The organism is Vreelandella maris (genome assembly GCF_013371085.1).
GTDB lineage: Bacteria > Pseudomonadota > Gammaproteobacteria > Pseudomonadales > Halomonadaceae > Vreelandella > Vreelandella maris.
On sequence record NZ_JABWCV010000005.1, the window covers coordinates 124,955 to 137,960 of the forward strand.

The window sequence follows — 13,006 nt, forward strand, 5'->3', positions numbered from 1 at the left end:
CCCGTCAGTCCTGGAATTTCTGTGAATTATCCTTCTTTGTCTGCTTCCCTCCCGGTTTCTACTCCTATTTCCATCTACACGTCCCTTGCTTCATTTTTACTATGCGCGATTGCGTTGGTTGTACCTAGTGGTTACTCGCTGGGTGCCGTCATGCTGTTGTTGGGCAGCGTGGTGCTATTGATAAAACGCCCTGCGCTTGGCTTGAACCGTCAGGATGCGTTGGTGATATTAGCGATGGCCTCGTATACCCTGGTAGGGGCGCTTGAGGCGTGGTGGGATGGGCAGGGCATGCGCGGCATGGATAAACCAATTCGCTTGCTGCTGGCGATTCCCGTGTTGTTGTTAGTGATGGCTTACCCTCCTCGTTTGGCCTGGTTTTGGGGCGGTGTTGCGGTGGGGGCGATGGGCGCAGGGGGGTTGGCTATGTGGCTGAAGGTGATAGAAGGTGTAGTGCGCCCAGGCGGTTATAACAATGCGATTCAGTTTGGCAATTTAAGTATGCTGCTGGGGGTGTTGTGTCTCGCCGCGTTGGGGTGGGCCGTTACCCAACCACGCCGTCATCTGTGGGTGGCATTGTTTTTGGTAGCGGCTTTGTTTGGTGTGGCGGGGTCGTTGTTATCTGGCAGCCGGGGTGGCTGGATAGGCATTCCTTTCGTGTTGCTTGTGCTGTTACGCGCCTATGCCCCGTTGGTGCTCAAAAGACATAGTGTAGGTGCGTTAGTGAGCGTTTTGTTAGCGGGGGCCGCGGTATACGCGGTACCTGAAATTGGCGTGCAAGGGCGCGTTCATCAAGGCATCGAGGAAGTACAGCGCTACGTAGCAGGCGATAGAAGCTTTACTTCTGTGGGGGCGAGGTTTGAGATGTGGCGGGGGGCCAGTTATTTGATTGCCGAGAAACCGCTGGTTGGCTGGGGATCAAATGGTTACGCTGAGGCGATGCAAACATTAGCCAACGAAGGCGTAATTAATGAACGTGCTGCGCGCTATGATCATGCCCACAACGAATTTATTGATACCTTTGCCAAGCGCGGGCTGATTGGCCTTATGGTGTTGTTAGCTGTCTACTTACTGCCCATGCGATTTTTTGCTAAAGAGCTGGGGGCCAGGGATTTATCGATACGCGCCACAGCCACGGCAGGTGTATTGCTACCGGTTACTTATATTGATTTTGGGCTTACACAGGGGTTTTTATCCCATAACAGCGGCGTGATGATGTATGCATTTTTGCTGGCGGTGTTGTGGGGGATTTATTCTCGCCAGCGTAAGGCATTAGCTCACGGGGAGTACCCCTCGATTAACAATACGCTACACAATTAAAGCTAATAATAAAGTAAAGTTTACCGGCTATCGGAGCAACTCAACTAATCAACAGGCCTGCAGTAAACGTTAAAGGGAAGTTTGCTGCGTATCATAAAGGCCGGTAAATTGTTCAAGGGAAAACGATGTTAAATATTAAAAAAACACTCGGCTTAACTGCTAGTGCGTTGGTGTTGGCATTGGGTGCCAGTCACAGCGTTGCATTTGATAAAAAAGTGACGGTTTCCGCTATCGCGGGTACCACTGGGTTCGGGGCCGATGCGTCTTGGCGTTTCCATGAGAACCTCGCTGTTACCGCCCGTTATACCAACGGTTTGGATTTTGACACGGATTTTGAAGAAGATGATGTGACCTATAACGCCGATTTCGAGATGAAGGCGTCTAGCGTCAAAATGGATTATTTTCCGTTCGGCGGCCGCTTCTTCTTATCGGCAGGCATCATGATGCCGGATATCGAAGCGAACGTGGTAGGTACGCCGGACGATGGCAGCACCTATGAATTTAACAACCGTCCTTATACCGCCGCTGAGATTGGTTCGGTTGTGGGTAGCGCTACCGTTTCGGATGGTACCCAGCCTTATGTGGGCCTTGGGTGGCGCAGTTCCCATCAGAGTGGGCTTTCGTTCTTCTCTGAGTTTGGGGTCGTAGCGACCAACGTAGACGTATCGCTGAGCACTACCCGTAACCTGGAAGCGGCTAACCCACAGCTTCAGCAGGATATTCGTGCTGAAGAGCAAAGCCTTGAAGATGATATCGATAAACTACCCGTATTCCCCGTTGCAGTGCTGGGTGTTTCTTATACGTTTTAAGCTTTAGTCCCTGCTGTTGTTCAAGCTGGATGCGTTTTAAAGCCCGCCATCACCCATAGTGTTGGCGGGTTTTTGCTAACTAAACATTGTCTTTCGTGCTTTTTTATTGCATCGTCGATGTATCATTAGTTTTTCTTTAATGAAGCTAGTAATTTCTAATGGCGCTGCTTGGAGAGCTGACGATGGCGATACCCCCTAAGACGACTTCTCTATCAACTATCATTCATCGTGGTGGCGCTAGCGGTGTTACGGGTAGTTGTCATCAACTTATCGCTAATAGTGAGTCTTCACTATTAATCGATTGTGGCTTGTTTCAAGGCGATGATGCGCAGCAGGATAGCTTCGATCAGCTCTCTATTGATTTTGATATTTCGACGGTAAAAGCGCTCATCGTTACGCATGTTCATATCGACCATATTGGGCGGTTGCCTTACTTGTTGGCCGCTGGTTTTTCAGGCCCTATTTTGTGCTCAAAGCCTTCGGCGAAGTTATTGCCGTTGGTGATTGAAGATGCTCTGAAAATTGGTTTTACCCGTGATGCGCGTTTAATTTCCCAGTTTTTAGAGCGGGTAGAGCAACAGTTGGTGCCGTTGGATTATGCTAAATGGCACACCGTGGAGGCATCGCCCTCTATTAACATGAAGATAAAGCTCCAGCGTGCGGGGCATATTCTGGGTTCAAGCTATGTAGAGGTCGCGTTACGGGAGCCGCATTCAAAACGCCGTGAGCGTGTGGTGTTTTCCGGCGACCTGGGGGCGGCTAATGCGCCTTTACTGCCTGCGCCTAAATCGCCGTCCAGAGCTGATGTACTGGTGCTGGAATCTACCTATGGTGACCGGCTGCATGAGGGACGTAGTGAACGTGCGGCACTACTAAAGCGGGCGATAGAAAAGGCGTTGGATAATAAAGGCACGGTGATTATTCCTGCCTTTAGCATTGGCCGAACCCAGGAACTGCTTTACGAGTTGGAGGGTATTATCCACCGGGCGGGCAGTGATGCGCTTTGGCAATCGCTGGAGATTATCGTCGATTCGCCGTTGGCTTCGCGTTTTACTCGAGTGTATCGGGAACTTAAACCGTTTTGGGACGACGAAGCGCAGAAGCGTTTGAAAGCGGGACGGCATCCGTTAAATTTTGATGCGCTGTATACCGTGGACAGCCATGAAACCCATGAGCAAACGGTACGCTATTTAGCCGAAAGCGGCAGGCCTGCGGTAGTGATTGCCGCCAGCGGTATGTGCACCGGTGGCCGGGTCGTTAATTATTTAAAAGCCATGCTGGGTGACCCGCGCCACCAGGTGTTGTTTGTGGGTTACCAAGGGGCGGGAACGCCGGGGCGCGATATACAGCGCTTCGGGGCCCAGGGTGGCTGGGCAATGTTGGATGGTGAGCGTTACGATATCCGCGCGGGTGTCACCACCATTAGCGGTTACTCCGCCCACGCCGATCAACGGGATTTACTCAACTTTATCAAGCGAATGCGCCATTGGCCCCGGGAAGTGAAGCTGGTGCATGGGGATACAGGTGCCAAGCGAGTACTGAAAGCGGAGATAGAAGCTTTGGCCCACAAAGCCGGGTGCTCCATCAGCGTTGTTTTGCCTTCGGAGCATGAGTGAGTTTCAGAGCGGGATCATTGCTGATCGCCCAATGAATTGGGCTCCTACAATACCTTGTGCCTGCACCCAGCCTTTGTAGGAGCCCGACTTGTCGGGCGATCAGGCCGTCTAGAAGCATTTACCCTCGGCGCCTCGATCATTGCTTATCGCCCAATGAATTGGGCTCCTACAACACCTGATGCCTGCACCTAGCCTTTGTAGGAGCCCGACTTGTCGGGCGATCAGGTTATCTAGAAGCATTTACTCTTGGCGTCTCGATCATTGCTGATCGCGCAATGAATTGCGCTCCTACAATACCTGGTGCCTGCACCCAGCCTTATAGGAGCCCGACTTGTTGGGCGATGTGTATTTGGTGAAGCGGAAGGTAGTCCTCAAAATGGAAGCATGGTTAGACGTCTAATTGCTCACCAGCCCCCTTGGCCTTCTAACAAACTACGGGTGTTGTTGTTTAACGGTAGGCGGAAATCGGCGCTGCCGAGTACCATAGCGTCGCCTGCTCTCACCACACGCGCACTGACGTAGACGTAGTCCTGGCCTTGCGCGTAGGTGCCCATCAGGATAGAGCGGGCGTTGTGCTGGGCGCTTAGGCGCTGCACTTGGCGGGAAAGAATTAACTCTCCCACGCTCTCTTCAATAAACATGCTGTCGCGCATTTTGACTTCGCGGACTTCCATGCCCTGGCGCGAGAGCGCTGATGCCATGATTTCTGAACTAATCCGCCCAAGCGTGGATGATTGGCTCAAGTTGTCGATGCTGACAAAGGTGGCGGCAATCATGGGGCTGTAGCGCGTCAGTTCCGGGTTGCTGGCGATCATTTGTTCGGCAGCGGCGTGCACTAATTCAGAAAGATCGGGTTCCGGTTCCGCAGGGGGGTTGTTAGCATTACCCAGCGTACTACAGCCTGCCAGCAATAGTAGTGCAATGCTCATGAGCGCAATACGGGTGATAGAGGGCGCGCGCCGTTTAGAAAAGAGTGTGTTCAGCATGAAATTACCACGTATCAGTAAGAGGAACGAAGGGAGTGGTAGGCGCCTGGGGCACACGATGTGGGGCATATTGACGACGATCGCCCGAATTAATGTAGTAAATGTTGGATGACGAGTAGAGAATTCGTTCGCCATCGATAATCTGGGTCGTCACAATGATCTCTTCGTTACCGGTATGGGTCCAGTTGCCGCTGGTGGTATCGGCAAGCATACCTGCAGGGATTAACGCCAGCGCTGGCTCGCTCCACTGATTAAAGGGAATGGTGGCCACGGCGATGCCAGCGGTTAGCGCAGTGAAAGCGCCTACCGGCGGGCGTACAAAATCGCGATCCCGATGTTCGACCACTTCGACATCAATGGAGATATTGGCGCTGTTGGCAGTGGGCACGGTAGTGAGGTTGGCGCCGCGTGAAACCAGCTCACTGGTAAGCAGCGTGCGAAAGCCACGCCCAAATTCACCGCCGCTGTAGGCGTGTAAGTCACCCGTGTCGGCTTCTGTGATATATAAGTCGCGATTGCGAACGCGCTCACGTTGCAAAATGCTGGTAGCTTCGTGACGTGCGAGCACATCCCAGTGATGGGCAGCCTGCATGCGTTGCTGCTCGGTATAGGGGTAAGTCGTAGCAATGGGCGCTTGTGATGTATTGGCATAGAAGCAGCCGCTGAGCATTAGGCTCGCCAGCCCCACGCTAACAGGACGTATGAAATAGGGTAAACGACATAATAGGGGACGGATGCGCACCTGCGGGTTCCTTTTTGCTACAAAACGGCTTTTGATAGACTGTTCGCTATGCTTAGTTTGCCATGCCTAATTCGACGTACCTAGCGCTAAGTGCCTAGTCCTAAGTGCTAGGTTCACAGTACTGGGTTCAAAATACATGATTAGATCTAAATAGCTAAATCGGCCAAGAGGTTCAAAACTTGAGTCAACTACCCCCGCCTGAAGGCGGGAGCTTGTGACAACACGCTGGGTTGACCAGGGAGAGCGGTAGCCAACCCGCTACGTTGATAACAGGTCGCCAAAACTCACCGGCAAGTGCTTCCTCAGCTTGCCGCTCTGAAAGGTCAGGATCATGCGGGCGCAAGGTAAAACGCCGAAGGTCTTGATCGCTGTTGGCAGCGCTATCGTCAGCAGGAGCCGGTTATCGACATTCCCGAGGGGAGACGGGGCGCACGCCTCGCGACACAAGACCCGTAAGGGTATTTACACAGGAGAAAATCGCATGGCGGTTTTCGTAATAGACAAACAGAAGCAACCGTTGATGCCGTGCAGCGAAAAGCGCGCCCGCTTGCTGCTAGGGCGCGGTCGTGCCGTGGTGCATAAGCGTTACCCGTTTACCATTCGACTGAAAGATCGGGTGGGCGGAGACATGCAGCCGCTACGCCTGGGCATTGACCCTGGCAGCAAGACCACTGGGTTGGCGCTGATGCGCGAAACCGACACTGAACAGCGTCATGTGCTGTGCCTGTTTGGGCTGGTGCATCGTGGGTACCAGATAAAGAAATCGCTGGAGCAGCGCGCTGCCTTTCGGCGTCGTCGCCGGTCGAAGAATCTGCGCTACCGCGCCCCGCGCTTTAACAATCGCACCAAGCCCAAAGGTTGGCTGGCACCGTCGCTGCAGCATCGCGTTGACACCGTGATGGCCTGGGTAAATCGGCTCAGTCGCTTGGCACCGATCACCGGCATCTGCCAAGAGTTAGTGCGCTTTGACACGCAACAGTTGGAAAACCCAGAGATTAGCGGCGTCGAGTATCAGCAAGGCACGCTGTTGGGCTACGAGGTGCGCGAATATTTACTGGAAAAGTGGGGGCGCGAATGTGCGTATTGTGGCGACACAGACACACCACTTGAAGTCGAGCATGTGGTGCCGCGTTCACGCAGCGGTTCGAATCGTGTCAGCAACTTAACGCTGAGCTGCCACCCCTGTAATCAGGCCAAGAACAGCCAGGCATTGGCTGACTTCTTTGCCCACGACAAGGGACTGCATCGCCGCTTGAAAGCCAATGGCCACACCGCTGCCATTCGACTAGAGCGGGTACAGCGCCAGCTCAAGCAGTCATTAAGAGATGCCAGCGCCGTCAACGCGACCCGTTGGGCGCTGTTCTCCGCGCTCAAGACCACTGATTTGCCGGTCGCCGTCAGCAGCGGCGGCCGCACCAAATACAACCGCCAGCGACTGGGCATCCCTAAAACCCACGGCCTGGATGCTGCCTGTGTCGGTGCATTTGACACGCTTCACGCTTGGCAGGTGCCTACCTTAACCATCAAGGCGATGGGGCGTGGCAGCTATCAACGCACGCGCCTGAACAAGTACGGCTTCCCACGCGGCTTTTTGATGCGACAGAAGCAAGTAAGAGGCTTTCAGACCGGCGACATGGTGCGTGCGCTGGTGCCCACCGGCAAGAAAGCCGGAATGCATACGGGGCGTGTCGCGGTGCGTAAAACCGGCAGCTTCAATATCCAAACAGAACACGGTGCGGTGCAAGGGGTTTCGCACAACTACTGCACCGTGATCCAGCGCGGTGATGGCTACGGCTATCACCACACCCCCTCTATCAACCTAACAGGAGGAGCGGGACAGGCGGTGGCGTGATCCAAGTCGCCCTGCGGGCGACGCGCTCTCCCTCCTCGCACTAAAAGTACGAGGTATCCCGCGTAAAATCTGATGAGCGATAATACCAATGCTTGAAGATCACCGCGGCGGACCGCGCCATGATTCGCTGATGTCGGCTTATCATGAAAGTGATAGCAATAGCGGTTGGATGATTAGCTATCTGGATATCATGACGTTGTTGGTGGCTCTCTTCGTCGTCATTATCGCCGCGACAGGGGCGAACCATTCAGAGTGGTTGGCAGGCGATACAGCAATTGACGCTAGTCAATCGTCATCGCCTTCGCTGGAAATCCCTTTGCCTGAGTCGTTAGCAAACGCCATGCCTGAGCGCGTTGGTAGTGCCGCCTGGAGTGGCGCAGGGCTGAGCCCGATGGCGGTGAGTGCGTCGCTGGGGGTGGCTGGCTTGCCTAAGCTGTCTCGGTTACCCCGGCGGCGCGTTAGCGTTGGTGTACCGCCGCTGTTGGCCGCGCCGAAACCTGTTGAACCGGCCATTACCCTCCCTAAACTGCTAATGCCTGCGGGCAGTGATGATTTTTCATCGCCTCTGGCGGATTACATGGTGGTGTTAACTGACCGGCCCCCGGTAAATGTGCAGGTTGTCAGCGACGAGTCAGTGGCGGGTGCGCTTGCCCTGAACCAAGCGCTTTCCCAACGCGTTGAGGAGTCTACCTATCTGCCCGACCTGGAAGGTGTTGAAGTATCACGAGTGGCGGAAGGTATTAGCCTGCGTGTACAGGATCAATTGCTGTTTCCTTCGGCGACGGCTGAGTTAACCAACGACGGGTCATCATTAGTCGGCAGTTTGCTGGAAACGATTCAGCGCTATGATGGCGAAGTATGGGTGGAAGGCCATTCGGATAGTCAGACGATTAGCACCGATGAGTTCTCTTCCAACTGGGCGCTTTCAAGTGCGCGCGCCATCGCCATTGTTGAGGCGCTGGAAGCGGCGGGGGTCGACGCTGAGCGCCTACGCGCCGTCGGCTTGGCAGCCACAAGGCCGCTGGAAAGTAACGCTAGCGCAGAAGGGCGGGCTCGCAACCGGCGGGTTGAGGTAGTCATTCACGTTGAATAAAAGCTAATACAGGTGAATTTCAGCCCAGTTGTCCAAATGGTCGCGCTTCGCTCGCGGTGCCATCTCACTTTTCCTACATAAAAAAACCCGCCGGGGGAGGCGGGCATGAAAGGGCTTGGCTCACTGCAGCCCACTGGCATCAGGTGAGGGGGTATACAGGATCACCAGTGGGTACAGGTTTAGTATAGCTATTTATAAGGCCTTGCCAAGTGCTGTCTCAGTTTTTTTTAAGTTCTGTCTCATTTTTTAATTAATAACGGCGCGACAAGTGCACTAATGTGTTCCATGCGTTCATTTGGTGCATTCAAGCTGCTTCTTTTTGGTGCTTGGGCGTATGGCGCGCCATAAAATTCTAAAAACCCCCGCTAACCCTCTGCTAAAGCTACACTTCTCTGATTTGGCTTATAACTTGCTATCCTTTTCATAGCCACTTTTTCATAGCCAATTACTCGTTGGTCATCGCCATAGGGCATCGCAGGCTACTGTCTTGACGATGTGCTAAGACGAATAGAGGTAGTGCCATGCCGGAATCCAATCAGTTTTCAGCGCCGCTTTCTCCGTCGCCTTCTCCGCCACCATCGCCGGTAGACCCTGCGTTTCAGCCGCGTCTGGTAGTGACCGATTTAGATGGCTCGCTGCTGGATCACCATAGTTATGACTTCAGCCCCGCCGCGCCGTGGCTTGCTCGTTTAAAACAAATGGGCGTGCCGGTCATTCCGGTCACCAGTAAAACCCGTGCGGAGTTGATTCCGCTGCGCGAAGCGTTGGGCCTGACGGGTACGCCTTTTATCGCTGAGAATGGGGCGGTGATTGGCCTACCGCCGGGTTGGTGTCATGCGCGGTTAGACCGCCCTGGTGGTGGTCGCGATGGCGTGGTGATTAAGCACCCTGGGGTGGATATTGGCTTTATTCGTGCTCGCTTAAAGGTGTGGCGTGAGCGTCTGGGGTTTCAATTTACCCGTATGGGTGAGCTGAGTGTGCAGGAGGTCATGGAGCTGACTGGGTTGGATGAGAGCCGCGCTCGCGACGCCCGGCAGCGGGAAGGCAGCGAGCCGCTGTTATGGAAAGACAGTGACTCAGCATTAGAAGCGTTTCGTGCTGCTCTGGAGGGAGATGGCCTACAGCTAACACAAGGCGGGCGTTTTTGGCATGTCATGGGGCGCTCGGCAGATAAGGGCAGTGCAGTAGAGTGGTTAGTGAAACGCTTTACGGCATTAAGAGGCCGCACACCCCTCTCGTTAGGGCTGGGGGATGGGCCGAACGATATTTCTATGCTTGAAGCGGTTGATCAAGCCGTCGTTATCCGCGGTTGCCACGACTTAATCGTAGAGCCGCGTAACACGTCGCTATATCGCACGGAAGCTACAGGGCCGACCGGCTGGGCAGAGGGGGTTGCCCACTGGTGGGGGCGAGATGACCGCCGTTTAGCGACGGCGGAGAAAGGTGATGCTGTGGTTTGAGAACAGACGTTATTTGAGAACGGTTCGGTATTTGAGAACCGTTCCATGAATCCAGGGAGGCAAGCGCATGAGTGACTTTCATCAAAATGGGATTATTACCGACTTCCATAACCTGACTAAGCGTTCAGTAGAAGCACTTGAAGAGGAGCTATGCCAATTTTCCCGACGACGGCCGATGGGGTTGATTCTACCGTCGCTTTTTTCGGAATTGGAAGGACCTGCGCTTTCAGCGATTGTTGATGAACTGGTTAAGGTCCCTTACCTGAGTGAGATTGTCATTGGCCTGGATCGCGCCGATCGCAAACAGTTTTTATACGCCCGCGAATTTTTCTCTCGCCTGCCGCAGCATACGCGCATTTTATGGAACGATGGCCCGCGCCTGAAAGCGCTCGATGCAGAATTGGAAGAGCATGGGCTAGGGGCGTTGGAGCCAGGTAAAGGGCGCAATGTGTGGTACTGCGCAGGTTATATGTTGTCATCTGGGCGCTCGAGGGTGGTCGGGCTGCACGATTGCGATATTCTCACCTATGAGCGTGGCCTATTGGCGCGCTTGATGTACCCGGTGGCCCACCCCAATTTCAACTACAGTTTCTGCAAAGGCTATTACCCGCGTATTGCGGAAGGCAAGCTCAATGGCCGTGTCTCTCGACTATTAGTCACACCGCTGCTGCGGGCGCTTAAAACCGTTTGCGGGCCGCTGCCGTATCTCGACTACTTGGATAGTTTCCGTTACCCGCTTTCGGGCGAGTTTGCGATGCGTAGCGAAGTGCTGGAAGGCATTCGTATTCCCGCTGATTGGGGGCTGGAAATCGGCGTGCTATCAGAGCTGCAGCGTAACTACTCACTGCGCCAACTCTGCCAAGTCGATATTGCCGATGCCTACGACCACAAGCACCAGCCGGTTAGCGAAGATGATCCCAACGGTGGCTTAAACCGCATGAGTTTGGATATCTCTAAAGCGCTGTATCGAAAATTAGCCACTCAGGGCATTACCTTTAGCAGCGAAGACTTCCGCACGCTTAAAGCAACTTACTACCGCTTCGCATTGGATTTGATTGAGGCCTACGACCACGACGCCACCATGAATGGCCTGAGCCTTGACCGCCATAGTGAAGAGCAAGCGGTTGAGCTATTTGCCAGCAATCTGCTCGAAGCCGGTAACTTATTTTTGGACAATCCTAGAGAACGGCCCTTTATTCCCAGTTGGAACCGCGTACAGGCAGCCGTGCCTGACCTCCTCACGCGTATGCACGAAGCAGTCGAACTGGATAATCAAGGTAAGGTTTAACGGCACTGGAAGAGTTATGGAATAAGGCCGGCTACCCTTGGGTAGCCGGCCTTTTTTAATACGTGTTAGAAATAATACGTGTTAAAAATCGCTGTCCTGATAAACAGGCCGTGGCGCCGTTGATGACGCTGGTAAGCTTGCCTGCATACGCTCCGTGGTCTGGTTAATGCGGAAGTTAGCTACCAACTGACGCAGTTGGGTGCTGAGTTGCGCAAGCGTTTGGGTCGCATGATTGCTCTCTTGCACCAAGCTGGCATTTTGCTGGGTCATTTGATCCATTTGCGTGACGGCTTGGTTGACCTGTTCGATACCACTGCTCTGCTCAATAGTGGCGGCTGAAATTTCCTGCACCAGTGTGCTGAGCTGCTTGATGTCATCGACCATGCCATTGATAACGTCGCCGGTCGCCTGAACCTGGCGGCTGCCTTCGACCACTTTGCTGTCCGACGCTTCGATCAGCGTCTTGATCTCTTGTGCGGCAGAGGCGGAGCGGCTGGCAAGTTGACGAACTTCATTGGCCACCACGGCAAAACCACGCCCTTGCTCTCCAGCGCGTGCGGCTTCTACGGACGCGTTCAGGGCCAAGATATTGGTTTGGAAGGCAATGCCGTCAATTGTGTTGACGATGCTGCTCATTTGCGTGGCGCTTTCGTTAATTGTCGCCATGGTGGTGATCACCGTGGACATCGAATCACTACCCCGCTGAGCGCTGTCGGCGGTGCGGGTGGCAAGCGTACGCGCATGGTCTGCGTGTTCTGCATTCTGCTTAACGGTAGCTGTAAGCTGTTCCATGCTGGAAGCGGTTTCGGCGAGTGAGGCTGCCTGCTCTTCGGTGCGTGTCGAAAGCTCTTCGTTGACGCCCACAATTTGCTCGACACCACTATTGACCTGATTGGCTCCGTGATGAATATCACCGATGGTGACAGCGAGGTTTTCCCGCATACGGTTAATATCAAACAGTAAACTCTGCTGATCTTTCGCTGAAAGCTGCGTTACCTGGGTCAGGTCACCGTCGGCGATATGACGTACAACGCTGGCGGCGTAGCGAGGGTCGCCGCCTAAACGACGGGAAACATCCCGGATCACCCAGCCCATCAGCAGCGTTACCGGTAAGCCGATGATTAAAAGAATGATCACTGAGCGAATCAGGCCAGCAATGAAGGCTTCGTTAATATCATCGACATAAACGCCTGCCGCCATTGACCACTGCCATTCAGGGAGATAAGCCACGTAGCTGATTTTGGGTACCTGCTTATCGCCGGTAATACGACGCGAGTAGTAGTCAACATGACCACCGCCGGATTGAGCAGCCTCACGAAAAGCGGCGTAAAGATCCATGCCACTAGCGTCTTGATAAGCGCTCATGTCTTCACCGCGGGGGCGATTGGGGTGGGAAACAATACGTAAGTCGTCGTCGAAGGAAAATAGGTATTCACCGCCGCCAAAACTGACGCTGGACATATTGTCGATGGCGCGCTGCTGCGCCTCTTCTTCACTTAGCTCGCCAGTGGCCACCCGTTCTTGTAGGGCTTCAATTTGGCTATGCACGCTCTCAATCACGTATTGAATGCTGTCGCGTCGTTCACTCTCAATCGTTTGTCTGTTTTCCAACGCTAGCCAGCCAACTAACAACAGCATGGCAATCCAAATGATACCCAGCGTTCCCCAGAGTTTCTGCGTCGTCGTTAAGCGTGTCATGTTTTTCCTAGCCGATTTATGTAAGCAACGTTTTTATCGGCTAGAAGCGAAAATACCTTAGCTAAATATAATATAAATTATATTTCGGTGTTTTAATGGCCGTGGCAGCATTAAACCCAGATTGCTTCACTGCGTTCGCAATAAG

The 13,006-nt window shown here is 53.8% G+C and carries 10 protein-coding genes; 7 read left to right on the top strand and 3 right to left on the bottom strand.

The annotated features are described in order from the left end of the window. Positions 1–21: 21 nt before the first annotated feature. From HUO07_RS05715 to HUO07_RS05725, 3 genes are all read left to right on the top strand, one after another. On the top strand, positions 22–1,317 hold the full coding sequence (locus tag HUO07_RS05715; RefSeq protein ID WP_340162490.1) for an O-antigen ligase family protein: 1,296 nt from the start codon (positions 22–24) through the stop codon (positions 1,315–1,317). Between the two features lie 125 nt (positions 1,318–1,442). Continuing rightward, entirely contained in the window at positions 1,443–2,126 is a 684-nt protein-coding gene (locus HUO07_RS05720; RefSeq protein ID WP_246286482.1) for a hypothetical protein, read from the top strand. 182 nt (positions 2,127–2,308) lie between these two features. Beyond that, on the top strand, positions 2,309–3,742 hold the full coding sequence (locus HUO07_RS05725) for an MBL fold metallo-hydrolase (protein WP_176302754.1): 1,434 nt from the start codon (positions 2,309–2,311) through the stop codon (positions 3,740–3,742). Between the two features lie 404 nt (positions 3,743–4,146). On the opposite strand, the gene HUO07_RS05730 is transcribed toward HUO07_RS05725, so the two are convergent. Both HUO07_RS05730 and HUO07_RS05735 read right to left on the bottom strand, forming a co-directional pair. Continuing rightward, positions 4,147–4,728, bottom strand: a complete 582-nt coding sequence (locus tag HUO07_RS05730) for a FlgO family outer membrane protein (RefSeq protein ID WP_176302755.1) — start codon at positions 4,726–4,728, stop codon at positions 4,147–4,149. A gap of 4 nt (positions 4,729–4,732) precedes the next feature. Continuing rightward, the gene (locus tag HUO07_RS05735) at positions 4,733–5,398 is read right to left on the bottom strand and encodes a hypothetical protein (RefSeq protein ID WP_217908799.1); all 666 of its coding nucleotides are present in this window, start codon (positions 5,396–5,398) and stop codon (positions 4,733–4,735) included. A gap of 553 nt (positions 5,399–5,951) precedes the next feature. Here HUO07_RS05735 and iscB point away from each other — a divergent pair. The 4 genes from iscB to HUO07_RS05755 all read left to right on the top strand — a co-directional run bounded on the left by iscB (position 5,952) and on the right by HUO07_RS05755 (position 11,163). Then, positions 5,952–7,322, top strand: coding sequence for an RNA-guided endonuclease IscB (iscB, locus tag HUO07_RS05740; protein WP_101145152.1), 1,371 nt, complete (start codon positions 5,952–5,954; stop codon positions 7,320–7,322). An 88-nt stretch (positions 7,323–7,410) separates the two neighbouring features. Next, positions 7,411–8,415, top strand: coding sequence for an OmpA family protein (locus tag HUO07_RS05745; protein ID WP_101145151.1), 1,005 nt, complete (start codon positions 7,411–7,413; stop codon positions 8,413–8,415). A 521-nt stretch (positions 8,416–8,936) separates the two neighbouring features. Further along, positions 8,937–9,875 (top strand): HAD-IIB family hydrolase, encoded by a 939-nt coding sequence (locus HUO07_RS05750; RefSeq protein WP_176302756.1) that lies wholly within the window; start codon positions 8,937–8,939, stop codon positions 9,873–9,875. Positions 9,876–9,942: 67 nt separating this feature from the next. Beyond that, positions 9,943–11,163: a glycosyltransferase family protein gene (locus tag HUO07_RS05755; RefSeq protein ID WP_176302757.1), complete on the top strand. Its 1,221-nt coding sequence runs from the start codon at positions 9,943–9,945 to the stop codon at positions 11,161–11,163. 81 nt (positions 11,164–11,244) lie between these two features. On the opposite strand, the gene HUO07_RS05760 is transcribed toward HUO07_RS05755, so the two are convergent. Continuing rightward, positions 11,245–12,861 carry a methyl-accepting chemotaxis protein gene (locus tag HUO07_RS05760; RefSeq protein WP_176302758.1) on the bottom strand — a complete coding sequence of 539 codons (1,617 nt, stop codon included), beginning with the start codon at positions 12,859–12,861 and terminating at the stop codon, positions 11,245–11,247. Positions 12,862–13,006 lie beyond the last annotated feature (145 nt).

Coding starts and splice junctions, on each gene's coding strand:
- HUO07_RS05720 (WP_246286482.1), top strand. CDS start 1,443: ATGTTAAATATTAAAAAAACACTCGGCTTAACTGCTAGTGCGTTGGTG.
- HUO07_RS05725 (WP_176302754.1), top strand. CDS start 2,309: ATGGCGATACCCCCTAAGACGACTTCTCTATCAACTATCATTCATCGT.
- HUO07_RS05730 (WP_176302755.1), bottom strand. CDS start 4,728: ATGCTGAACACACTCTTTTCTAAACGGCGCGCGCCCTCTATCACCCGT.
- HUO07_RS05735 (WP_217908799.1), bottom strand. CDS start 5,398: ATGCTCAGCGGCTGCTTCTATGCCAATACATCACAAGCGCCCATTGCT.
- iscB (WP_101145152.1), top strand. CDS start 5,952: ATGGCGGTTTTCGTAATAGACAAACAGAAGCAACCGTTGATGCCGTGC.
- HUO07_RS05745 (WP_101145151.1), top strand. CDS start 7,411: ATGCTTGAAGATCACCGCGGCGGACCGCGCCATGATTCGCTGATGTCG.
- HUO07_RS05750 (WP_176302756.1), top strand. CDS start 8,937: ATGCCGGAATCCAATCAGTTTTCAGCGCCGCTTTCTCCGTCGCCTTCT.
- HUO07_RS05755 (WP_176302757.1), top strand. CDS start 9,943: ATGAGTGACTTTCATCAAAATGGGATTATTACCGACTTCCATAACCTG.
- HUO07_RS05760 (WP_176302758.1), bottom strand. CDS start 12,861: ATGACACGCTTAACGACGACGCAGAAACTCTGGGGAACGCTGGGTATC.